Origin of the sequence: Kitasatospora sp. NPDC098663 (genome assembly GCF_044760075.1) — a bacterium.
Classification (GTDB): domain Bacteria; phylum Actinomycetota; class Actinomycetes; order Streptomycetales; family Streptomycetaceae; genus Kitasatospora.
Window position 1 is genome coordinate 107,646 of record NZ_JBIWAP010000012.1, and the last position, 21,900, is coordinate 129,545.

Consider the following 21,900-nt stretch of genomic DNA (forward strand, 5'->3'; position numbering starts at 1 on the left):
TCGCTGCGCTCGGCGGGCGCTGCGCGCCAGGCACCATTCTCGATGATTCGCTCGCTCCGCTCACTCATGTGCCGGAATCCATACCTTTCGGTCCTCGATGCGGTGACCCTCGCGGGCCAGCCGGCCCACGACGTCGACGAGCAGCTCGCGCTCGACAGTCTTGATGCGCTCGTGCAGCGCTTCGCCGCCATCGGCGTGGTCGGCGTCGACGACCTCGACGACGCCCTGCGCGATGATCGGCCCGGTGTCCACCCCGGCGTCGACCAGGTGGACGGTGCAGCCGGTGACCCTCACCCCGTACGCGAGCGCGTCGGTGACGCCGTGGGCGCCGGGGAAGGAGGGCAGCAGCGCGGGGTGGGTGTTGACGATCCGCCCGGCGAAGGCCGCGATGAACGCGGGGCCGAGGATCTTCATGAAACCGGCCGTGACCACCAGGTCCGGTTCGTGGGCGGCGACGGCGGCGGTCAGCGCGCGGTCCCAGTCGGCCCGGTCGGCGAAGTCCTTCACCCGGTGGACGAAGACCGGCAGGCCCGCCTTCTCGGCCCGCTCCAGACCCGCGATGCCGTCGCGGTCCGCACCCACGGCGAGGATCTCGGCGCCGTACGCCGGATCGGCTGCGGCGTCGAGCAGCGCCTGCAGATTGGTGCCGGAACCGGAGACCAGCACCACCAGGCGGGCCGGTCCGGGCGTACGGGGCGGGAAGAGCTGGGCGGGGGCGGCGGCCACTGCGCGATTCTCCGTAGGTCGGGCGCCGCCCGCTGGTACGTCCACCGGTGGTGGGGCCACTACGAACGGCAGGTCGAGCGAGGGGGAACACCGGGAGAACCCACCGCGACGCGGGCACCCGGGAACCTCTGCGAGCTGCTGACCGTCACCACGATAACGGCTGGTCGGACGGCCTCCGCACCCTCCCGGCGGCGCTACGCGCGTAGTTGAGACGGGGATCTCCTCCGTCCCGCGCGGCGCAGTCGCCCCGGGCACGGGCCCGCCCGGCACCCCCGCAGCGGGCAGGCCGCCGGAGGACCGGCGAACGGCTGCGGGATCATAGGGGAGGCGGGAGACCGCCCCTCCGACCGAGAAGGAATGGCTGAACCATGAGCAGCGGTGACGACACCGGCGAGCGCAACCCCTTCGCGCCGCCGCCGGCGGATGCCCCGGACCAGCCGTGGCAGCCGCGCAACCCCTGGCCCGGCGTGGGCCGGGACGGCACCGGCGACCAGGGCACCGGCGAACGCCCGCAGCTCCCGCCGCCGCACCCCTGGGGCCTCGGCCGGCCCGAGGACGGCCGCCCCAACCCCCCGGCCCCACAGCCGCCCAAGCTCGACCCCGCCGACCCCGCCCAGCGCCGGGCCCGCAACGCCGCGCTGGCCGGGCCGCTCGCGCTGGTCTGCCTGTTCGCCGGCTTCCACTGGGCCGCCCTGTTCGTCGGCGCGCTCGGCATCGTGTGGGGCATCAGCGCGCTGCGGACCCCCAAGCCCGCCCCGGCCGCCGCCACCGGCGCCGCCCACCAGCCCGCCGCCCACCAGCCCGCCGCCCCGAACCCGCTCACCCCGGCCGCGCTCGCCGGCATCCTCACCGGCGCGATGACCGTCGTGGTCGCGACCCTGGTGATCGGCCTCGGGATGTACTACAACGACTACGTCACCTGCGTCCAGGACTCGCTGACCTCCGTCGGCGCCGACAACTGCGACCGGTTCGCGCCCAAGTGGTACGTCGACTTCACCGGGAACGCGGGCTAGTCCCTGCCCGGGCCCCGCCCGCCCAGACGCAGCACCGCGGCGTACCCGCGGGCCCGCAGCAGCAGCACCCCCCGGCGCAGCCGCTCGGCGGCCCGGGCCGCGGGCGGGGCCGCCTCGTCGGCGTCCGCGTCGGGCTCCTCGACGGCCCGCCCGTCAGCCTTTCCCGCGATCTCTCCGTCGGCCTCTTCGTCGGCCTCCGGGACGGTCGCGGGGCACAGTGCCCGATGGCGCACCAGCAACGCGCCCGGCACGGCCACCAGCGCGAACCAGCCCGCCGCCGCCGGCCCCGTCCACCAGAACGTCGGCCCCAGCCGGGCCATCCGGCCGCCCGCCAGCGCGCCACCGGACAGCCAGCCCGCCGCCGCCACCGCGACGCCCGTCAGCAGCGCCGCCGCCAGCACCGCCACCACCGTCGCCGCGAGCGGCCACGGTCCGTCGCCACCCCCATCGCCGCCGTCGGCCCCGGCCGCCGCGCGCGGGCCGGCCGCCGCCCGGCCCAGCAGCACCGCCGGCACCACCCCCGCCAGCACCGGCAGCAGCAGTGCCGCCAGCCGCCAGCCGCCCGGGCCCTCCGTCGGCAGCAGGGCGAACATCGGGAACTCCGGGACGGGGCCCAGCACGGTGCCACCCGGCGCCACCACCGTCCCGGAGCCCACCGCGAACCCCGGGCCCAGGGCGTACGCCGTCCCCCAGAGCACCGCGTTCGGCAGCAGCACCAGCCCGAGCAGCAGCAGCCCGACCAGGGCCGCCGGTCCGCGCCCGAGCACCGCCATCCCACGCCCGCCCCCGGTCGCCGCGTCCAGCACCGCCGCCACCGCCACCAGCACCCCGCCGGCCGCCACCAGGCCCGCCGCGGCCGCCAGCACCGAGCCGCGCACCGCCGCCGCGCCGCCGGCCGGTCGGAGCGGCGCGGGCAGCCGGTCCAGCAGCCGCCACGCCGGCCTGCGGAGCGGGGCGTCGGGGCCGGCGTGCCGCGCCGAACGCGCGCCCGCCGCCGTCGCCAGCCCGGCCAGCAACCCCACCACCAGCACGTCCGGCAGTGCCCTGGCCCGGAACAGCCCGGCGCCCGTGCAGTGCAGCACCACCGCCGCCGCGACCGCGCAGTAGCCCGCCCAGACCGCGACCGGGCCGCCCCAGCGCGGCCGGGGCCCGCGCCGAGACGCCACCCGGGCGGCAGCCCGGTACAACTGAGCCACCGCCAGCACGCCCAGCAGCAGCGGGGTGACGGTGAGCGGCGCGCCCGCGTCCCCCCGCAGCACCGGCGCGCCGTGCCCGAGCAGCCACAGCGCCCCCGCCAACCGGGTGGCGCCGGTCGCCCCGTTGTCCGCGTACGGCGTCGCCACCCAGAGCCCGAGCACCGGCACCCCGACCACCGCCAGGCCGACCAGCGCCGTCCGCACCCCCGCCAACAGGTCGGCCGGCAACGGGCGTCCGCCCAGTTCGCCCGGCAGTTCCAGGATCGGACGGCCCATCAGCTGCGTCATGCGCCTCATGGTGCCAAGGCGACTCGCCATGCTTCGTGAAGCGGCAAACCGCCGCCGTGTCCCAGATTATTGGCTTATGCGCATTTTCAGACCCGATCCCCAAGCCGCCGGCGGACCGGCCCGGAGCGTCTGATGACCACGCCACCCACCGCCGAACACCCCGCCGGCGCCGACTCCCCCACCCCCGGGAACCGCGCCCGCAAGCCCCGGACCACCCACCCCGACCAGGACGCGGCCCGCCTCCTCGGGAAACTGACGCCCCGTGAGGCCCAGGTGCTCGCCCACCTCGCCGCCGGCCGCGACCTCCCGCAGGCGGCCGCCGCCCTCGGCGTCGCCCCGGCCACCGCCCGCAGTTACGTCCAGCGGGCCATGCGCAAACTCGGCGCGGCCACCGAGGCCGAGGCCGTCGCCCTCACCACCGCCCGTCCGAAGAGCCCCGACCCCGCACCGTCCGACCCCGCACCCTCCGACCCCGCACCGCCCAGCCCCGCACCATCCGGCCCCGCACCATCCGGCCCCGCACCATCCGGCCCCGACGCGCCGGGCGACGCCCAGGCGGACCCTGCCGCCGGCCCCCGCACCCCCGACCCCGCGCCGCCGCGACCGCCCGTCCTCGGCACCGGAGGAGAGCACCCCGGGCCCGCCCCCGCGCACCCCGCCACCCACGCCACCCACAACCCCGCCCACGCCCACGCCACCGCCCAGGCGGCCCCGAACGCCCCGGGAGGGAGCATCAGCACGCCCACCGCCACCACGACACCGCCCGGCATCCGCGACACCCCGCCCGCGGCGCAGGACCGCCCCGACGGCCCGGCCCCCGACACCGGGCGGCCCGCCCACGCGGCCACGCCGGCCGACGGAGAGCCGGCCGGGAGCTTCGAGGAGCTGTACGAGCAGGCGCACACCCGGCTGGTGCAGCAGGTGTTCCTGCTGACCGCCTGCCGGCACCGGGCGGCGCACTGCGTCCGGCTGGCGTTCGGGGCGGCGCGCCGGGGCTGGGCGGAGGTGGCCGCGACGGGGGCTCCGGAAGGGTGGGTGCGGGTACGGGCGTGCGAGCTGGCGCTGTCCCCGTGGCACCGGGGCGGGCCCCGGCGGATGCACGCCTGGAAGCTGCCGCACCGGCGGATCCGGGTGCGGCCGGCGGACGAGTCGCAGGCGGTGCTGCCCGATCACGACCGGCTGACCGACCGGGACCGGGCGCTGCTGAAGGCGCTGCGGCGGCTGTCCCGGCCGCAGCGCCGGGCGCTGGTGCTGCACGACGGGCTGGGCCTGCCGGCGGCGGCGGTCTCGGTGGAGGTGGAGTCGACGCTGGCGGCGGCCGAGGGGCGGGTGTGGGCGGCCCGGGTGGCGCTGGCCCGGTGGGTGCCGGAGCTGCTGGGGCCGGATCCGGCGGCGCCGGGGTTCGTGGACGGCCTGAGCGGGCTGCTGCACCGGGCGGCGGTCCGGGGCTGCCCGCAGCCGCACCGGCCGCCGGTGCCGGTGCTGCAGGCCCGGCACCGGCTGTGGACCGCGAGCCGGACGGGGGCGGCGGCGCTGCTGACGGCGGCGGTGGGCGGGGCGGCGCTGGCGACGCTGGTGGGGATCCGGCCGGTGACGCTGTTCCGGTCCCCGGAGCCGCCGGAGCCTGCGATGTGCCTGTCGGCGGCGGGCGCGGGCGAGCCGGGTGTGCCGGCGCTGCCGGGCGGGCCGCCGAACGTCGTCCGCAGCCTGTGGTGCAGCCCGACGCCGGGGGTGGAGGCGGTGGTGCTGGAGTCGGCGCCGCAGGCCGCCGCGCGATGGGAGCTGCCGGCGGTCGCCCGGGGGGCGGGCGCCCCGCCGCCGCAGGGCCCGGAGGTCTGCCCGCTGTGGTCACCGCTGCCGTGCACGACCGGGCCGACACCGCACTGACGGCGCCCGCGGACGCGCGAGCGCCCCTGCCCGTGAAGGGCAGGGGCGCTCGCTGCGCGGTCGACCGACGTCAGCCGGCGATGATCTCGCGCGCCAGGCGGGCGGTCTCGGACGGCGTCTTGCCGACCTTGACACCGGCGGCCTCGAGGGCCTCCTTCTTCGCCTGGGCGGTGCCCGAGGAGCCGGAGACGATGGCGCCGGCGTGGCCCATGGTCTTGCCCTCGGGAGCGGTGAAGCCCGCGACGTAGCCGACGACCGGCTTGGTGACGTGCTCGGCGATGTAGGCCGCGGCACGCTCCTCGGCGTCGCCACCGATCTCACCGATCATGACGATGAGCTCGGTCTCCGGGTCCTCCTGGAACGCCTTGAGGGCGTCGATGTGGGTGGTGCCGATGACCGGGTCACCGCCGATGCCCACGGCCGAGGAGAAGCCGATGTCCCGCAGCTCGTACATGAGCTGGTAGGTCAGGGTGCCGGACTTCGAGACCAGGCCGATCTTGCCGGAGGTGGTGATGTCGGCCGGGATGATGCCCGCGTTCGACTGTCCGGGGCTGATCAGGCCGGGGCAGTTCGGGCCGATGATCCGGGTCTTGTTGCCCTTCGAACCGGCGTACGCCCAGAAGGCGGCGGTGTCGTGCACCGGGACGCCCTCGGTGATGACGACGGCCAGGCCGATCTCGGCGTCGATGGCCTCGACGACGGCGTCCTTGGTGAACTTCGGCGGCACGAAGATGACGGTGACATCGGCACCGGTCTTCTCCATGGCCTCGGCGACGCCGCCGAAGACGGGCACCTCGGTGCCGTCGACGTCGACCGTGGTGCCGGCCTTGCGCGGGTTGACACCGCCGACGATCTGGGTGCCGGAGGCGAGCATGCGGCGGGTGTGCTTCATGCCCTCGGAGCCGGTCATGCCCTGGACGATGACCTTGCTGTCCTTGGTAAGGAAGATAGCCATGGTGTGAAAGTCCCCTTCCTTACTTGTTGGCCAGCTCGGCGGCGCGGTCAGCGGCGCCGTCCATGGTGTCCACGCGCTGGACCAGCGGGTGGTTGGCGTCGTCGAGGATCTTGCGACCCAGCTCCGCGTTGTTGCCGTCCAGACGGACGACCAGCGGCTTGGTGACGTTCTCGCCCTTGCTCTCCAGGAGCGCGAGGGCCTGCACGATGCCGTTGGCGACCGCGTCGCAGGCGGTGATGCCGCCGAAGACGTTGACGAACACCGACTTGACGTCGGGGTCGCCCAGGATGATCTCCAGGCCGTTCGCCATGACCTCGGCGGAGGCGCCGCCGCCGATGTCGAGGAAGTTGGCGGGCTTGACGCCGCCGTGGTTCTCACCGGCGTAGGCGACCACGTCGAGGGTGCTCATCACGAGGCCCGCGCCGTTGCCGATGATGCCGACCTGGCCGTCGAGCTTGACGTAGTTCAGGCCCTTGGCCTTGGCGGCGGCCTCCAGCGGGTTGGCCGCGGCCTTGTCCTCCAGGGCCTCGTGCTCGGGCTGGCGGAACTCGGCGTTCTCGTCCAGCGAGACCTTGCCGTCAAGCGCGATGATCTTGCCCTCGCCGGACTTGATCAGCGGGTTGACCTCGACGAGGAGCGCGTCCTCGGCGATGAAGACCTTCCACAGCTTCTGCAGGACGTCGGCGACCTGGTCGGCGATCTCGGCCGGGAACTTCGCCGCGGCGACGATCTCGGCGGCCTTCTCCGGGGTGCAGCCCTCGTTGGCGTCGACCGGGATCTTGGCGAGCGCGTCGGGGTTCTCCTCGGCGACGACCTCGATCTCCACGCCGCCCTCGACGCTGGCCATCGCCAGGAAGGTGCGGTTGGTGCGGTCCAGCAGGAACGAGACGTAGTACTCGTCCTTGATGTCCGCGGTCTGGGCCAGCATCACCTTGTGGACGGTGTGGCCCTTGATGTCCATGCCGAGGATCGCCTCGGCCTTGGCGACGGCGTCAGCCGGGTCGGAGGCGAGCTTCACGCCACCGGCCTTGCCTCGGCCACCCACCTTCACCTGAGCCTTGACGACGGCGCGGCCGCCGAAGCGCTCCGCGATGGCGGCAGCGTCTGCGGCGGTCTCGATCACATCACCGTCAAGCACGGGCACACCGTGCTTGGCGAAGAGGTCCCTCGCCTGGTACTCGAACAGGTCCACGTGTTTGTCCTTGTTCGTGGTCGCGGATTGTGTCTCTACGAGCGTGCCACGGCAGGATCTTCGCTGCGGGTCGTCGGGGCGGTGCGGGTACGCAGAGGTACGGCCTTGCGGCCCACACAGCCACGGGCGCACACGTCAATCAACACGCGCGTCACGTCCGTCTGGCAGGTTATCCCCGTACGACGGGACTGTTTCGCCCGGGGCCTGCCCGTCCGTGGTGAGAACCGTCACAGACAGCCTACGGGGGCGGTCGGCGCACCCCCCGTCCGCCGGTCGGCCGGTTCGCACGTCCGGGTGAATCCTCACACTCCCTGGTCAGGCACCGGCAGCGGGCGCTTCTCGATCGCCGCGGCCATGATCTCCGGAAAGGCGTCCGGGGTGCAGGCGAAGGCCGGGGCTCCCAGGGCGGCCAGGGCGGCGGCGTGGGCGTGGTCGTAGGCGGGCGCGCCTTCGTCGGAGAGCGCCAGCAGGGCGATGAACTGGACGCCGGCCGCCTTCATCGCGGCGACGCGCCTGAGCATGCCGTCCCGGATACCGCCCTCGTAGAGGTCGCTGATCAGCACCACCACGGTCTCGGACGGCCGGGTGATCCTCGACTGGCAGTAGGCGAGCGCGCGGTTGATGTCGGTACCGCCGCCGAGCTGGGTGGCGAACAGGACGTCGACCGGGTCGGTGAGCTGTTCGGTGAGGTCGACCACCGAGGTGTCGAAGACGACCAGCCGGGTGTCCAGCGTGCGCATCGAGGCGAGCACCGCGCCGAACACCGCCGAGTGCACCACCGACGGGGCCATCGAGCCGGACTGGTCGATGCAGAGGATGACGTCCTTCTTCACCGCGCGCTGGGCGCGGGCGTAGCCGACCAGCCGCTCGGGCACGACGGTGCCGTGCTCGGGCAGGTAGTTCTTCAGGTTGGCCCGGATCGTGCGGTCCCAGTCGATGTCGCGGTGGCGGGGCCGGTTGACCTTGGCGCTGCGGTCGAGGGCGCCGCCCAGGGTGGCCCTGGTGCGGTCGGCGAGCCGGCGCTCCAGATCGGCGACCACCTTGCCGACCACGGCCCGGGCGGTCTCCCGGGTGGTCTCGGGCAGCGCGTGCTTGAGCGACAGCAGGGTGCCGACCAGGTGCACGTCCGGTTCGACGGCCTCCAGCATCTCGGGCTCCAGCAGCAGCCGATCCAGGCCGAGCCGGGCGATCGCGTCCTGCTGCATCAGCTGGACGACGGTGGACGGGAAGTACTCGCGGATGTCGCCCAGCCAGCGCGCCACCTGCGGGGCCGAGCCGCCCAGCCCGGCGCTGCGCCGACCGCCGCGGGCCGCCCGGCCGCCCTCCTCGGGCGCGCCGCGGTAGAGCGCGGCCAGGGCGCCGTCCATCGCGGCGTCCCGGCCGCGCAGGGCGCAGCCGGTGCCGTCGGCCTCGCCGCCGAGCACCAGCCGCCAGCGGCGCAGCCGTTCGTCGGTCGTGGTCGCCATCAGGTCCTCCTTCACGGGTGTCAGGTGTTGCGGCCGGCGGCCTGCCGGGGGATCCGGGGGCGGGCGCCGAGCAGCAGGGCCACCACCGGGACGGCGGCGTCGGCCCGGGCCCGGTCGAGGGTGCCGCCCGGGGTCCGGGCCGCCGGGGCCTCGCCGAGCGGGCCGGCCGCGACCCGGCCGCCGATGGTGCTGCGGACGCCCGCCTCCAGCCCGGCGAAGGTGCGGCGCAGCAGCGGCAGGACGTCGGTGAAGACCTCGCCGGGCACGCCGGTCAGCCAGTCGTCGACCAGGGCGAGCAGGCGCGGGTCGTGCAGCAGCAGGGCGCCGCCGCCGGTGAGGAAGCCCTCGATCCAGCCGGCCGCGTCCGCCGGGGCGTTGGCGGTGGACAGGACCAGCCGCAGCCGGCCGGCGGCCTCCTCGGAGTCGAGCCGGCCGTCGTCCAGCAGCAGCCGGACGGCGCGCCCGCGCAGCAGGCCGGGGGCTCCGGTGGCCGGGCCGCCGGCCGGCTCTCGGCGGGCCAGCGAGCGCAGGGCGGCGGCCCAGCGGTCGGCCAGGCCCTCGGAAACGGCCGGGCCGTCGGAGCCGTCCGGGCCCGGGGAGGCTGCCGGGGCGTCCGGACCTTCCTGGGCGTCCGGCTCCGGACGGGCGGCCGGGCCGAGCAGGCCGATCGCGCCGTGCACCTCGTCGAGCCGGCCGCGCATCGCCGCCGCCCCCTCGGCGTCCAACCCGACGCAGGCGGGCGGCAGCCCGACGCAGATCCGGTCGGCCAGGCCGGTGGCGACCTCGCCGAGCGCGCCGTGGTCGGTGCCGCGCACGTCGCCGTAGCGCAGCGCCCGGACCAGCGCGGGCAGCGCCCCGGCCAGGTGCGCGACGTCGGTGTCCAGGGCGGCGCAGTCGGCGAGCACCCGCATCACGGCGGGCAGCGCGCCGGCCAGCCCGGCCAGCAGGCAGGTCTCCACCAGGCCGGTCAGCTCGGCGAGTTCGACGGCGGCGCGGGCGGTGCCGACGGCCTTGCCGGTCGCCGCCTCCTCCACCGTGGTGCCCCACTGGGCGGCCTCGGCGATCCGGACCGCGAACTCGGGCTGCCAGCACAGCCGCCAGCTCTCCCGGAACGTCCCGGTCGAGTTGACCGCCGAACGGGCCGGCACCCCCCAGTCGACGCCCAGCAGCCGCAGCCGGTGCAGCAGCCGCGAGCGGGCCGCGTCGGTGTCCTTGCGCAGGTCGAGGTCGAGGTCCTTCGGCGCGGCCTCGGGCTTGAGCCGTAGCGTGCGCTGCCAGCGGGTGAGGTCCCGCTGGAGCGGCACCGCCGGTGCCTCGTCCGGGACTTCGCCGAGCGCGTCGCCGACCACCAGGCGGTCCCGGACGAGCTCCAGGGCGACGTCCGAACCCTCGCAGAGCACCGCGCGGACGGCGTCCAGGGTCTCGGTCAGCCCGGCCAGCGGGCGGCCGCGCAGCACCGCCAGCGTGCGGGCGAGCCGGACCGCCTCGATGACGTGGGCGGAGGAGACCGGGTGGTCCTCGGCGCGCAGCAGTTCGGCGGCCCGGGTGAGCCAGCTCGGCACCGGATCGCCCTCGGTGCCGAACAGGTGGTGGTACCAGCCCGGTGACCGCACGCCCGCGCCGTAGCCGGTGGCCTGGGAGAGCCGGCGGTGCGTCCACGGCACCCAGGTGATGTCCGTCCGCACCTTCCGCGGCAGTCCGGCGAGCAGCGCCCGGTCGTGCGCGACCGTCGGCAGCACCGCCAGCGCGGGCACGTGGAAGGCCCCGCACACCACGGCGATCCGGCGGTGCCCGGCGCGGCGGGCGGCCCGGATCTGCTGGCGCATGTACGCCTCGCGCAGGTCGTCCCGCCGGGACTCGCCGAGGCCCTCCGCGCGCAGCGCCGCCATCGCCTCCGCGACGGCGGCGAACGGCGCCAGTCCGTCCGGGTCGTCCGCGCCGGGCGCGCGGTGCTCGACCACGTCCTCCCACCAGCGCTCCGGGTCGTCGTACCCGGCCGCCTCGGCGAGCAGCGCCAGCGGGTCGGCGACCGGCCCTGCGGGCTCCCCCGGCTCCCCAGGCTCCCCCGGCTCCCCGGCCTCGGCGGTGGGGCCGAGGCCGTACCCGGCGGGCAGGTCGATGAAGCGGACCGGCAGCTCCCGCTCGACGCCGTAGCGGATCGCCACCCACTCCGGGGAGAACTCGGCGTACGGCCAGAACGCGGCCCTCGCCGGGTCGTCCACCGCGTGCGCCAGCAGCGCCACCGGCGGCACCAGGCCGTTCCCGGCCGCGAGGTGGACGATGCCGTCGGCCTCCGGCGGGCCCTCGATCAGCACCGCGTCCGGCCGCCACCGCTCCAGCGCGGCGGCCACCGCCCGGGCCGAGCCCGGGCCGTGGTGCCGGATGCCGAGCAGCGCGACGTCCGCGGTCATCGCACCTCCTCGCGGGCGGCCCGGTAGAAGTCCTTCCAACCGTCGCGCTCGCGCACCACCCCTTCGACGTACTCGCGCCACACCGCGTGGTCCGCCACCGGGTCCCGGACGACGGCGCCGAGGATGCCGGCCGTCACGTCCCCGGCGCGCAGCACGCCGTCCCCGAAGTGGGTGGCCAGGGCGAGGCCGTTGGCCACCACCGAGATCGCCTCCGCCGTGGAGAGGGTGCCGCTCGGGCTCTTGACCTTCGTCCGCCCGTCCGTCGTGATCCCGGCCCGCAGCTCGCGGAACACGGTGACCACCCGCCTGATCTCCTCGGCGCCACCGGGCAGTTCGGGCAGTTCCAGGGAGCGGCCGAGCTGGTTCACCCGGCGGGTGACGATGTCGACCTCCTCCTCCAGCGAGCCCGGCAGCGGCAGCACGACGGTGTTGAACCGCCGGCGCAGCGCGCTGGACAGCTCGTTGACGCCGCGGTCGCGGTCGTTCGCGGTGGCGATCACGTTGAAGCCGCGCACCGCCTGCGTCTCACCGCCCAACTCCGGCACCGGCAGCGTCTTCTCGGACAGGATGGTGATCAGACTGTCCTGCACGTCGGCCGGGATCCGGGTCAGCTCCTCGATCCGGGCGAGCTTGCCGTCCGCCATCGCCCGCATCAGCGGCGAGGGCACCAGGGCGTCCCGGCTCGGGCCGTCGGTGAGCAGCCGGGCGTAGTTCCAGCCGTACCGGACGGCCTCCTCCGGGGTGCCGGCGGTGCCCTGCACCAGCAGGGTGGAGTCGCCGCTGATCGCCGCGGCCAGGTGCTCGGACACCCAGGTCTTCGCGGTTCCGGGCACGCCGAGCAGCAGCAGCGCGCGGTCCGTCGCCAGAGTCGTGACGGCGACCTCCACCACCCGGCGCGGGCCGATGTACTTGGGGGTGATCGGGGTGCCGTCGGGCAGTTCGCCGCCGAGCAGGTACGTCGCCACGGCCCACGGCGAGAGCTTCCAGCGCTCCGGTCGCGGACGGTCGTCCTGCGCGGCCAGCGCGGCCAGTTCACCGGCGAAGGCGTCCTCGGCATGCTGCCGCAGAACGTCGGTCACGGGGGCTCCTTCGGGTCGGCCGCCGGGCACACGGGTGCCCCGGCGGCAGGGTGATCGGGGGGAGCTGGGGCCGGCGTCCCGGCCTGTGGGAACCACCCTGCACCCCGGCACTGACAAACCCCGGGGCGCTCCCGACGGGCAGTCAGCCGATGTCAGTGGCACCGCCTACCGTCGGTCGCATGGAGGAACGCTGGAGCACCGAACACGTCCTGTCCCTGGCACCTGACGCCGCGTCGCAGAAGGCGGCCGGCAAGCTCTCCTCGCCCGCGCCCTGGTCCGGGGCGGGCACCGACGGCACCGCGCTCTGGGGCGAGTGCAAGGGCAGCGGCAGCACGCCGTACCGCACCGTGATCGAACTCGCCACGCCCGCCTACCAGTGCAGCTGCCCCAGCCGGAAGTTCCCGTGCAAGCACGCGCTCGGGCTCCTCCTGCTGTGGAGCGGCGCCCCGGAGGCCGTCCCCACCGCCGAACCCGCCGCGTGGGCGGCCGACTGGCTCACGTCCCGCGAGGAGCGCGCCGAGAAGCGCGCCGCGCCCCCGGCCGACCCGGCCGCCGCCCGCCGCCGGGCCGAGAAGCGCGGCGCCCGGGTGGCGGCCGGCGCGGCCGAACTGCGGCTGCGCCTGGCCGACCGGATCCGGCACGGCCTGGCCGACCAGTCCACCGCCGGGCCCTGGGAGGAGGTCGCCGCCCGGATGGTCGACGCCCAGGCCCCCGGCCTGGCCACCAGGGTCCGCGAACTCGACGCCGCCCCGCAGGACCGGCTCCTGGAGGAGTACGCGATGCTGCACCTGCTCGCCACCGCCGCCACCCGCGTCGACGAGCTGCCGGCCGAACTGGCCGCCACCGTCCGCACCCGGGTCGGCTACCCCACCGACACCGCCGAGATCCTGGCCGGCCCCACCGTGCGCGACCGCTGGCAGGTGCTCGGCAGCCGCGACTTTGCCGACGAGCGGCTCACCACCCGCCGGGTCTGGCTGCGCGGCGCCAAGACCGGCCGCCCCGCCCTGCTGCTCGCCTTCGGCCGCCCCGGCCAGGCCCCCGACCTCGCCCTGCCCACCGGCCACCTGCTGGAGGCCGACCTGGCCTTCCACCCCGGCGCCCGCCCGCTGCGCGCCGCCCTCGGCACCCGCTACGGCGCCCCCGGGCCCGGCCCGGCCGGCCCGCCCGACGGCCTGACCGTCGCCGAGGCGGTGGCCGGCTACGGCACCGCCGTCGCCGACGACCCGTGGCTGGACAGCTGGCCGACCGTCCTCGCCGGCGCCGTGCCCGTCCGCACCCCGGACGGCTGGTACCTGACGGACGGCCACCACACCCTGCCCGTCCGCGCCTCGGCCCTCCCGGAGGCGGCCCTGTGGCGGCTGGCCGCGGTCTCCACCGGCCGCCCGCTGACGGTCTTCGGCGAGTACGGCCACCAGGGCTTCACCCCGGTCACGGCCTGGGCCGGCCACGACCGCCCGATCGGCCTCACCACCGCCTAGCGTCCAGCACAGTCAGGAGCATCGAAGATGACGATCACCCAGGACCCGTGGGAGACCCTGCACACCACCGCCCTGCTCGGCACCGACCGCCGTCCGCTCCCGGCCACCACCCTGCCGCTCGCCGACACCGTCGACCAGGCCGACCCGGCCACCGCGCTGCTGGAGCTGGCCGCCCTCGCCACCGTCCGCCGCCGGGCCGGCGCCCTGCCCGTCCCCGCCGCCGGACCGCCCGGCCCGCCCGCGCCCGAGGACGGGCGCCCCGAGCTGCCCGCGGCGGCCGCCCGCCGGCTCGCCGTCCTGCTGGCCGGCCGGTCCGGCGGCAGCGGCGGCGCCACCCTGGCCAACCTCGCCGAACTGCTCCCGCAGTGGCTCGCCACCGCCCGCGCCCGGGGCCTGCGCCCGCCCGGCGCACTGATACCCGGCCTGCTCGACGCCGCCCGCGCCCGCAGCGAACTGCGCTCCGACGCCGTCGCGCTGGCCGGACCGCTGGGCCGCTGGCTGGCCGAACAGAACCCCGACTGGCGCTTCGTGCTGCGCACCGCCACCCCCGATCCGGCCGAGCAGCCCGGCGGGCCCGTCGACCACCAGCTGTGGCACGAGGGCCTGTTCGCCGAACGGGTCACCCACCTCACCCTGCTGCGCCGCCGCGATCCGGCCGCCGGCCTGGAGCTGCTGAGCGGTACCTGGTCCACCGAGCGTGCAGAGGACCGCCTGCTCTTCCTGGACTCCCTCCAGGACGGCCTCTCCGCCGCCGACGAACCCTTCCTGGAGGCCGCCCTCGGCGACCGCAGCAAGAACGTCCGCGCCACCGCCGCCGAACTGCTCTCCACCCTGCCCGGCTCGGCCCTCGCCCGGCGGATGGCCGAGCGGGCAGGGGCCGCCGTCCGCCTCGCCACGGCCGGGACGCACCTGCTGGTCACCCCGCCCGCCGAGTGCGACGCGGCCATGCAGCGCGACGGCATACCGCTCAAGTCCCCCACCGGGCGCGGCGAACGGGCCTGGTGGTTCGGCGAGGTGATCGCCGCCGCACCGCTACGGCTCTGGCCCGAGAGCACCGGCCTGACACCCGAGCAGCTGCTCGCCCTGCGGGTCGGCGACAGCATCGACGAGACCAGCAGCAGCTGGGCCGACGACCTGCGCGAGGCCTGGGCGCGCGCCGCCGTCCGCCAGCACGACGCCGACTGGGCCCGGGCGCTGCTCGGCCCGGCACCCGCACCGCCCACCCGCGGCGCCGGACGGGCCCGCGCGCCCCGCGTCACCGGCGCCCCCGCCAAGCTGCTGGCCGTCCTTCCCGCCGAGGAACGGGCCGCCTGGACGGCCGCGTTCATCGAGGTGCACGGCCTGGGCGAGGCCTTCCAACTGCTCGGCGCCTGCGGCACACCGTGGACGCCGCCGCTGTCCACCGCCGTGGCGACGGCCCTGGCCCGCGCCGCCGGCTCCGGCGCGTACCCGTGGAGCCACAGCGGGGTGCTCGGGATGACGGAACGCGCGCTCGCCCCGGAGACGGCGGCCGCCGTGGAGGAGCTGGCCGCCGGGGCCGCGCCCGACTCCGCCTGGTCGGAGACCTTCGCCCGGCTGGCCGGGACGCTGCGCTTCCGGGCCGCGATGCTCGCCGAACTCGGCGCCTGACGCCCACTCCCGAAGCGACGGGACGGCGGAACGACGGGACGGGCCGGCCCCGCCGAAGCCTGGGGCCGGCCCGTCCCGCGCCGTCAACCTCAGCCGGCCGCCCGCAGGTTGGCCGCGACCCAGGCCACGACGTCCCGGGTGGACGTGCCCGGGGTGAAGATGTCCGCGACGCCCATCGCCTTGAGCTCGGCGATGTCGTCGTCCGGGATGATCCCGCCGCAGAAGACCTTGATGTCCGCCGCGTCGCGCTCCTTCAACAGCTCCAGCACCCGCGCGCACAGCGTCATGTGGGCACCGGAGAGGATCGACAGCCCGATGCCGTCCGCGTCCTCCTGGATCGCGGTGTCGACGACCTGCTCGGGCGTCTGGTGCAGCCCGGTGTAGATGACCTCCATACCGGCGTCGCGCAGGGCGCGCGCAATGACCTTGGCGCCACGGTCGTGACCGTCGAGCCCCGGCTTGGCGACCACCACACGGATCGGCCCCGACACACTCATGACTGCCTCCTGGACCTCGTCGTCCACCATCCGACCGGACCTCGCGGGCCACGGGTGCGGTTAACGGTCAATAACCAACCTGAGGGGAGGTTAGCGCCACCCGGCCCGGTTGGCCGCGCCACCTCCCAAGAGGAGGGCAAAGTCACAGCCCCCGGCCTTGCTACCAGTGGGTATACCCGTCCACCCGTCCACCGCACAGACCCCCGGCCGACCTCTTGACAACCGGAGGTTTTTCCGGGGCGTCGGCCTTGCGGATACAGTCTCGGCTGTTTTCTCCCTGCTTCCCCGGTACCGCTTCTCCCCGCCGCTTTTCCCCGCCGCTCCCCCTGCCGCTCCCCCTGCCCGACGACGCGCCCCAGGCCCACCGAGGAGGCAGCCCCCGATGGCTCCCGACGCAGCCGCCCGCCCGACCCGTGCGGAGCTGCGCCTCGCCGCCCGCGAGCAGTCCCGCGCCCAGCGCCGCGGCGCCGCCAAGGCTGCCACCAGAACCGCGCTGCTGCGGGTCGCGCTGCCGTCGGTGGCCGCGCTCGGGGTCGCCGCCGCGGCGGCCGTCACCGTACAGGGCGAGGCCGATCAGCACGCCCAGGCGGCCGGCCGGACGGCACGGTCGGCGGTCGACGCCCCGGGCACCCAGGACAGCCCGAACGGCCCGGACAACCCGGCCGACGGCGGCGCCGAGGCCGCCAAGGCGGCCGCCCGGCAGGCGGTCGCGGCCGGCGACCCGGCCCAGGCCTCCCGCGGTGACGCCCGCCGGCCGCTGGCCGGCGCCCAGCCCGCCGACGCCCAGGGCACCCGGGACGCGCAGCCGAGCGCCGAGCCCGTCAAGCCCAAGGTGGTCATGCCGGTCGCCCGGCACGGCCTCGGCGAGCTGTTCGGCGAGGCCGGCACCCACTGGGCCAACCGCCACACCGGCATCGACTTCCCGGTGGACGGCGGTTCCGAGGTGATGGCCGTCACCGACGGCACGATCCGCACGCAGTGGAACCCGTCGTACGGCTACATGACGGTGCTGAAGATGTCCGACGGCACCGAGGCCTGGTACTGCCACCTGCGGGCGTACAAGGTCCGCAAGGGGCCGGTGAAGCAGGGCGACGTCATCGCCTTCGTCGGCAGCAGCGGCAACAGCACCGGGCCGCACCTGCACTTCGAGATCCGCCCGGCCGGCAGCGGGCCGGTCGACCCGCTGCCGTGGTTCCTCTCGAACGGGCTCGACCCCCGCTAGGGCTAGGGCGCGCTAGAGCTTCTCCACCGGCGCGTAGCGCAGCAGCAGTTGCTTGCGGCCCTCCGAACCGAAGTCGACCGTGGCCTGCGCCCGGTCGCCGACGCCGGTGACGCCCACCACCGTGCCCAGCCCGAAGGTGTCGTGGGTGACCCGGTCCCCGACCGCGAGCGAGACGGCGTCCCGCTCCACGACCTGGCCCCCGCGCCGCGCCGACTGACCCCAGCCCGCCTTGGGCTTCGACGAGGCCGAGGAGCCCGAGGAACCCGACGAGGAGCGCGAACCGCCGCCCCCCGACGAGGACTTGCCCCAGGACGACCCCGAGGAGAAGCCGCGCGCGGCCGGCGCCTGCGCCGCCCCCGTCCGCTTCCACTCCACCAGGTCCTCCGGGATCTCCTCCAGGAACCGCGAGGCCGGGTTGTACGCGGGCTGCCCCCAGGCACTGCGCAGCACCGAGCGGGTCAGGTAGAGCCGCTGCCGCGCCCGGGTGAGCCCCACGTAGGCGAGCCGCCGCTCCTCCTCCAGCTCCTTGACCTGGTTGAGCGCCCGCATGTGCGGGAAGATCCCGTCCTCCATGCCGGTCAGGAAGACCACCGGGAACTCCAGGCCCTTGGCGGTGTGCAGGGTCATCATCGTGATGACGCCCCGGCCCTCCTCGTCGTCCGGGATCTGGTCGGAGTCGGCGACGAGCGCGACCCGCTCCAGGAAGTCGGGGAGCGAGCCGACCGGCGGGGTGCCCTCCTCGTCGGCGTCGGGCCGCTCGCCCGGGTCCTGCTCGTACTCCAGGGCGACGGAGGCGAGTTCCTGGAGGTTCTCCACCCGGGTCTCGTCCTGCGGGTCGGTGGAGGCCTGGAGTTCGGCCAGGTAGCCGGTCTCCTCCAGGACGGCCTCCAGCACCGCGGCCGGGCCCGCGCCCGACTCGACGACCTGCCGCAGCCCGGCCATCAGGACGTTGAACTTCTTCACCGCGTTGGCCGAGCGCGCGGCCATCCCGTACGCCTCGTCGACGCGCAGCAGCGCCTGAGCGAAGGAGATCCGCTCCCGCGCGGCCAGCGCGTCGACCATCGCCTCGGCCCGCTCGCCGATGCCGCGCTTGGGCACGTTGAGGATCCGGCGCAGCGGCACGGTGTCCTCCGGGTTGGAGAGCACCCGCAGGTACGCCAGGACGTCCCGAACCTCCTTGCGCTCGTAGAAGCGCACCCCGCCGACCACCTTGTACGGCAGGCCGACCCGGATGAACACCTCCTCGAACACGCGGGACTGGGCGTTCGTCCGGTAGAAGATCGCGACGTCACCGGGCTTGGCGTCGCCCGCGTCGGTGAGCCGGTCGATCTCGTCGGCGATGAACTGGGCCTCGCCGTGCTCGTCGTCCGCGACGTAGCCGACGACCTTCTCGCCGTGCTCGCCGGCCGTCCAGAGCTTCTTCTCGCGCCGGTTGGCGTTGCGCTCGATGACGGCGTTGGCGGCGCTCAGGATGGTCTGCGTGGAGCGGTAGTTCTGCTCCAGCAGGATCGTGGTCGCGTTCGGGTAGTCCTCCTCGAACTGGAGGATGTTGCGGATCGTCGCGCCTCGGAAGGCGTAGATCGACTGGTCCGCGTCACCGACGACGCACAGCTCGGCCGGCGGCACCTCGGACAGGCGCCCGGCGGCCGGGTTCACGAACTCCCCGTCCACGGTGCGCTTCGGCGCGGCCGCGACGGATCCGCCGCTCAGCTCGCGGACGAGCATGTACTGGGCGTGGTTGGTGTCCTGGTACTCGTCGACCAGGATGTGCCGGAACCGGCGCCGGTAGTGCTCCGCGACGTCGGGGAAGGCCTGGAGCAGGTTCACCGTCGTCATGATGATGTCGTCGAAGTCGAGCGCGTTGGCCTCGCGCAGGCGCCGCTGGTAGAGCGTGTACGCCTCGGCGAGCTTCTTCTCCATCGGGTTGGCGGCCTGGTCGGCGAAGGTCTCCTCGTCGATCAGCTCGTTCTTCAGGTTGCTGATCTTCGCGGTGAAGGACTTCGGCGGGAACTGCTTCGGGTCCAGGTCGAGGTCGCGGCAGACCAGCGACATCAGCCGCTGCGAGTCGGCCGAGTCGTAGATCGAGAAGCTGGAGGTGAAGCCCAGCACCTTGGACTCGCGGCGCAGGATCCGCACGCACGCGCTGTGGAAGGTGGACACCCACATCGCCCGGGCCCGCGGGCCGACCAGCGCCTCGACGCGCTCGCGCATCTCGCCGGCGGCCTTGTTGGTGAAGGTGATCGCCAGGATCTCGCCCGGCTGCACGCCGCGGGCGCCCAGCAGGTGGGCGATCCGGTGGGTCAGCACCCGGGTCTTGCCGGAGCCGGCGCCGGCCACGATGAGCAGCGGCGAGCCCGCGTGCAGCACCGCCTCGCGCTGCGGGTCGTTCATGCCCTCCAGCAACTGCGCCGGATCCACCACCGTGCGGGCGGCGCCGTTGCGGTACCAGGCGTCCCGCGCGGTCTCGGCGGCATGGTCGGTCTGGAACAGCCCCTCCGGGATGGCCTCCTCGTAGGCCTCGTACGGGGCGTCGTCCTCGTACGGCGGGGGCTCCTCGTCGAGGGGCACGGCGGGCTGCTTCGACCCGGCGGCGGGTGCCTCGAAACCGGGGAGCGGGAGGTCGTCAAAGAGGCTACTCATGGCACTCCGAGTCTATGGCCACCCACCGACAAGCCCGCCCGGCCCGGAGAAACCGGACCGGACGGGCTCGCGACCGGGGCGCGCGACCGGGGCTCAGACCAGACGGCGGGCGGTGGCCCAGCGGGTCAGTTCGTGCCGGTTGCTCAGCTGGAGCTTGCGCAGGACGGCGGAGACGTGGCTCTCGACCGTCTTCACCGAGATGAAGAGCTGCTTGGCGATCTCCTTGTACGCGTAGCCGCGCGCGATCAGCCGGAGCACCTCGCGCTCGCGCTGGGTGAGGCGGTCCAGGTCCTCGTCGACCGGCGGGGTGTCGGTGGCGGCGAAGGCGTCCAGGACGAAGCCGGCCAGCCGGGGCGAGAACACCGCGTCGCCGTCGGCGATCCGGAAGATCGCGTTGACCAGGTCGGTGCCGGTGATGGTCTTGGTGACGTAGCCGCGCGCGCCGCCGCGGATGACGCCGATCACGTCGTCGGCGGCGTCCGACACCGACAGGGCGAGGAACTTGACCCCGCCCTGCTCGCCCATCACGCCGGCCGAGCGGCGCAGCACCTCGACACCGCCGCCGCCGGGCAGGTGGACGTCGAGCAGCACCACGTCCGGCCGGGTCTCGGCGACGACCCGGACCGCCGACTCGACGTCGTCGGCCTCGCCGACCACGTCGATGCCGGTCGCCTCGGTGCGGCCGATCTCGGCCCGGACCCCGGTGCGGAACATCCGGTGGTCGTCCACCAGGACGACTCTCGCGGTGCGCTCCGGCGCTGCCTCAGTCATTCGTTCTCTCCATCTCCAGCTCGACCTCGGTCCCGCCGTCCGGCGCGGGCCGCACCCGTGCGGTGCCGCCGTTGCGCTTCATGCGGCCGATGATCGACTCCCGTACGCCCATCCGGTCCTCGGGCACCGTGTCGGGGTCGAAGCCGGGACCGTGGTCGCGGACGAACACCGACACCGTCTTCCCCTCCACCTCGGCGTAGACCTGGACCGGTCCCCCGCCACCGTACTTGGCCGCGTTGACGGTCGCCTCCCTCGCGGCCTGCATCTGGGCCGCGATCCGCTCGTCCATCGGACAGTCGCCGACGATCACGACCTCGACCGGGACGCCGTGCCGGTCCTCGACCTCGGCGACGACGGCGCGCAGGCTCTCCGCCATGGTGTCGGGCGCGGCCTCGGCGGCGGCCTCCGGGCGGTACAGCCACAGCCGCAGCTCGCGCTCCTGGGCCCGGGCCAGCCGCAGCACCTCCTTGGGGTCCTCGGCCCGGCGCTGGATCAGGGTCAGGGTGTGCAGCACCGAGTCGTGGACGTGCGCGGCGATCTCGGCCCGCTCCTGGGCGCGGATGCGCGCGGTGCGCTCGGCACCGAGGTCCTGCCACAGGCGCAGCCCGTACGGCCCGAGCAGCACCAGCACCCCGGCGAGCACCGCGAGCGACGCCTCGACCACCGAGCCGAGCGTCGAGCCGCTGCCCTGCATGACGAGGAAGGCGATGGTGCCGGCCACCACGAGCAGCACGCCGGCGCCGACCCGGGTGTAGGCGCCGCGCCGCTTGTCGCCCTCCTCCAGGCCGAACCAGCGCTGCCAGCGCGAGTCGTCGGCCTGCCGCCAGACCAGCGCGACGCCGACGCCGATCGCCAGCAGCGGCCAGGTGTACGGCTTGGCGGTCTGCAGGCCGAGCGCGTTGAGCAGGGCGGTGATGCCGATCACCATCATCACCAGGGCCGCGAGCTGGCCGAGGCCGCCCTGCCCGGTCTTGCCGCCCGCGCCGTCCTCCCCCTCCGCGGGGGCCGCGGCCGGCTCGCCCTGGAGGGCGTGCTGGAGCAGTTCGCGCAGCCGGCCGAGCCAGCCGCCGCGGCCCTTGCTCAGCGCGCCGCCCGGCTGCTGCCCCGACCCGGTCGGGACGAAGGTGCCGTTGACGTACACCCAGTGGGCGGCGCCGCGCTGCGCGGGCTCGCCGATGCCGATCGGCACCACGAACCAGAACGCCGCGTACAGCAGGGTGCCGATCCCCTGCGCGAAGAACAGCAGCACGAACGCGAGCCGCACCCACCGCACCGGGAGCCCGAGGTGCACCGAGAGCCCCTGCGCGACGCCGCCGAGCATCCGCCGCTGCGGGCTGCGGTAGAGCCGGCGGTACGGCGGCCGTCCGCCGTCGGGCGCGGTCGGGTCGGTGCCGCCCGCCGGCACGGCGTCGGGGGCGAGGGATCGGGGGTCGGAACCGGGTGCTGCCAC

General features: G+C 75.3%; 16 protein-coding genes. 5 read left to right on the top strand and 11 right to left on the bottom strand.

Annotation, left to right across the window (positions count from 1 at the left end; translation table 11 throughout):
* Positions 1-60 precede the first annotated feature (60 nt).
* Positions 61-726: a phosphoribosylglycinamide formyltransferase gene (gene purN, locus ACIQVZ_RS15765; protein WP_402450418.1), complete on the bottom strand. Its 666-nt coding sequence runs from the start codon at positions 724-726 to the stop codon at positions 61-63.
* 368 nt (positions 727-1,094) lie between these two features.
* Here purN and ACIQVZ_RS15770 point away from each other — a divergent pair, with 368 nt between their 5' ends.
* Positions 1,095-1,739 (top strand): hypothetical protein, encoded by a 645-nt coding sequence (locus tag ACIQVZ_RS15770; RefSeq protein WP_402450420.1) that lies wholly within the window; start codon positions 1,095-1,097, stop codon positions 1,737-1,739.
* On the opposite strand, the gene ACIQVZ_RS15775 is transcribed toward ACIQVZ_RS15770, so the two are convergent.
* Positions 1,736-3,223, bottom strand: coding sequence for a DUF6350 family protein (locus ACIQVZ_RS15775; protein ID WP_402450421.1), 1,488 nt, complete (start codon positions 3,221-3,223; stop codon positions 1,736-1,738). The genes ACIQVZ_RS15770 and ACIQVZ_RS15775 overlap by 4 nt on opposite strands.
* A gap of 132 nt (positions 3,224-3,355) precedes the next feature.
* On the opposite strand from ACIQVZ_RS15775, the gene ACIQVZ_RS15780 reads away from it, so the two are divergent.
* Positions 3,356-5,110: a sigma factor-like helix-turn-helix DNA-binding protein gene (locus tag ACIQVZ_RS15780; protein ID WP_402450423.1), complete on the top strand. Its 1,755-nt coding sequence runs from the start codon at positions 3,356-3,358 to the stop codon at positions 5,108-5,110.
* Between the two features lie 70 nt (positions 5,111-5,180).
* Here the strand turns inward: ACIQVZ_RS15780 and sucD are convergent, their stop codons facing one another.
* The 5 genes from sucD to ACIQVZ_RS15805 form a co-directional block, all read right to left on the bottom strand.
* Positions 5,181-6,065 (bottom strand): succinate--CoA ligase subunit alpha, encoded by an 885-nt coding sequence (gene sucD / locus ACIQVZ_RS15785; protein ID WP_063349021.1) that lies wholly within the window; start codon positions 6,063-6,065, stop codon positions 5,181-5,183.
* 19 nt (positions 6,066-6,084) lie between these two features.
* Positions 6,085-7,257, bottom strand: coding sequence for an ADP-forming succinate--CoA ligase subunit beta (sucC, locus tag ACIQVZ_RS15790; protein WP_063349020.1), 1,173 nt, complete (start codon positions 7,255-7,257; stop codon positions 6,085-6,087).
* A gap of 302 nt (positions 7,258-7,559) precedes the next feature.
* A complete protein-coding gene (locus ACIQVZ_RS15795) occupies positions 7,560-8,723 on the bottom strand; it encodes a VWA domain-containing protein (protein WP_350877202.1) in 1,164 nt (387 codons plus the stop codon).
* A gap of 20 nt (positions 8,724-8,743) precedes the next feature.
* Complete coding sequence (locus ACIQVZ_RS15800; protein WP_402450426.1) at positions 8,744-11,134, bottom strand: DUF5682 family protein; 2,391 nt, start codon at positions 11,132-11,134, stop codon at positions 8,744-8,746.
* Positions 11,131-12,243, bottom strand: a complete 1,113-nt coding sequence (locus ACIQVZ_RS15805; protein ID WP_063349017.1) for an AAA family ATPase — start codon at positions 12,241-12,243, stop codon at positions 11,131-11,133. Before ACIQVZ_RS15805 ends, ACIQVZ_RS15800 begins: the two co-directional genes overlap by 4 nt.
* 149 nt (positions 12,244-12,392) lie before the next feature.
* Here ACIQVZ_RS15805 and ACIQVZ_RS15810 point away from each other — a divergent pair, with 149 nt between their 5' ends.
* Complete coding sequence (locus ACIQVZ_RS15810) at positions 12,393-13,691, top strand: SWIM zinc finger family protein (protein ID WP_402450429.1); 1,299 nt, start codon at positions 12,393-12,395, stop codon at positions 13,689-13,691.
* Between the two features lie 27 nt (positions 13,692-13,718).
* Positions 13,719-15,320, top strand: coding sequence for a DUF5691 domain-containing protein (locus ACIQVZ_RS15815; RefSeq protein ID WP_402450431.1), 1,602 nt, complete (start codon positions 13,719-13,721; stop codon positions 15,318-15,320).
* An 89-nt stretch (positions 15,321-15,409) separates the two neighbouring features.
* Here the strand turns inward: ACIQVZ_RS15815 and ACIQVZ_RS15820 are convergent, their stop codons facing one another.
* Complete coding sequence (locus ACIQVZ_RS15820; protein WP_063351339.1) at positions 15,410-15,817, bottom strand: cobalamin B12-binding domain-containing protein; 408 nt, start codon at positions 15,815-15,817, stop codon at positions 15,410-15,412.
* Between the two features lie 382 nt (positions 15,818-16,199).
* Between ACIQVZ_RS15820 and ACIQVZ_RS15825 the strand changes: the two genes are divergently transcribed.
* On the top strand, positions 16,200-17,039 hold the full coding sequence (locus ACIQVZ_RS15825; protein ID WP_402450434.1) for a peptidoglycan DD-metalloendopeptidase family protein: 840 nt from the start codon (positions 16,200-16,202) through the stop codon (positions 17,037-17,039).
* A gap of 12 nt (positions 17,040-17,051) precedes the next feature.
* On the opposite strand, the gene pcrA is transcribed toward ACIQVZ_RS15825, so the two are convergent.
* The 3 genes from pcrA to ACIQVZ_RS15840 form a co-directional block, all read right to left on the bottom strand.
* On the bottom strand, positions 17,052-19,679 hold the full coding sequence (gene pcrA / locus ACIQVZ_RS15830; RefSeq protein WP_350877189.1) for a DNA helicase PcrA: 2,628 nt from the start codon (positions 19,677-19,679) through the stop codon (positions 17,052-17,054).
* Positions 19,680-19,772: 93 nt separating this feature from the next.
* Positions 19,773-20,450 (bottom strand): response regulator transcription factor, encoded by a 678-nt coding sequence (locus tag ACIQVZ_RS15835; protein ID WP_350877187.1) that lies wholly within the window; start codon positions 20,448-20,450, stop codon positions 19,773-19,775.
* The gene (locus ACIQVZ_RS15840) at positions 20,443-21,900 is read right to left on the bottom strand and encodes a PspC domain-containing protein (RefSeq protein ID WP_402450437.1); all 1,458 of its coding nucleotides are present in this window, start codon (positions 21,898-21,900) and stop codon (positions 20,443-20,445) included. The genes ACIQVZ_RS15835 and ACIQVZ_RS15840 overlap by 8 nt, the downstream gene beginning before the upstream one ends.

What these genes read in the sequence shown, in the direction of transcription:
- ACIQVZ_RS15770 (WP_402450420.1), top strand. Translation starts at nt 1,095, where the DNA reads ATGAGCAGCGGTGACGACACCGGCGAGCGCAACCCCTTCGCGCCGCCG.
- ACIQVZ_RS15775 (WP_402450421.1), bottom strand. Translation starts at nt 3,223, where the DNA reads ATGACGCAGCTGATGGGCCGTCCGATCCTGGAACTGCCGGGCGAACTG.
- ACIQVZ_RS15780 (WP_402450423.1), top strand. Translation starts at nt 3,356, where the DNA reads ATGACCACGCCACCCACCGCCGAACACCCCGCCGGCGCCGACTCCCCC.
- sucD (WP_063349021.1), bottom strand. Translation starts at nt 6,065, where the DNA reads ATGGCTATCTTCCTTACCAAGGACAGCAAGGTCATCGTCCAGGGCATG.
- ACIQVZ_RS15795 (WP_350877202.1), bottom strand. Translation starts at nt 8,723, where the DNA reads ATGGCGACCACGACCGACGAACGGCTGCGCCGCTGGCGGCTGGTGCTC.
- ACIQVZ_RS15800 (WP_402450426.1), bottom strand. Translation starts at nt 11,134, where the DNA reads ATGACCGCGGACGTCGCGCTGCTCGGCATCCGGCACCACGGCCCGGGC.
- ACIQVZ_RS15810 (WP_402450429.1), top strand. Translation starts at nt 12,393, where the DNA reads ATGGAGGAACGCTGGAGCACCGAACACGTCCTGTCCCTGGCACCTGAC.
- ACIQVZ_RS15815 (WP_402450431.1), top strand. Translation starts at nt 13,719, where the DNA reads ATGACGATCACCCAGGACCCGTGGGAGACCCTGCACACCACCGCCCTG.
- ACIQVZ_RS15820 (WP_063351339.1), bottom strand. Translation starts at nt 15,817, where the DNA reads ATGAGTGTGTCGGGGCCGATCCGTGTGGTGGTCGCCAAGCCGGGGCTC.
- ACIQVZ_RS15825 (WP_402450434.1), top strand. Translation starts at nt 16,200, where the DNA reads ATGGCTCCCGACGCAGCCGCCCGCCCGACCCGTGCGGAGCTGCGCCTC.
- pcrA (WP_350877189.1), bottom strand. Translation starts at nt 19,679, where the DNA reads ATGAGTAGCCTCTTTGACGACCTCCCGCTCCCCGGTTTCGAGGCACCC.
- ACIQVZ_RS15835 (WP_350877187.1), bottom strand. Translation starts at nt 20,450, where the DNA reads ATGACTGAGGCAGCGCCGGAGCGCACCGCGAGAGTCGTCCTGGTGGAC.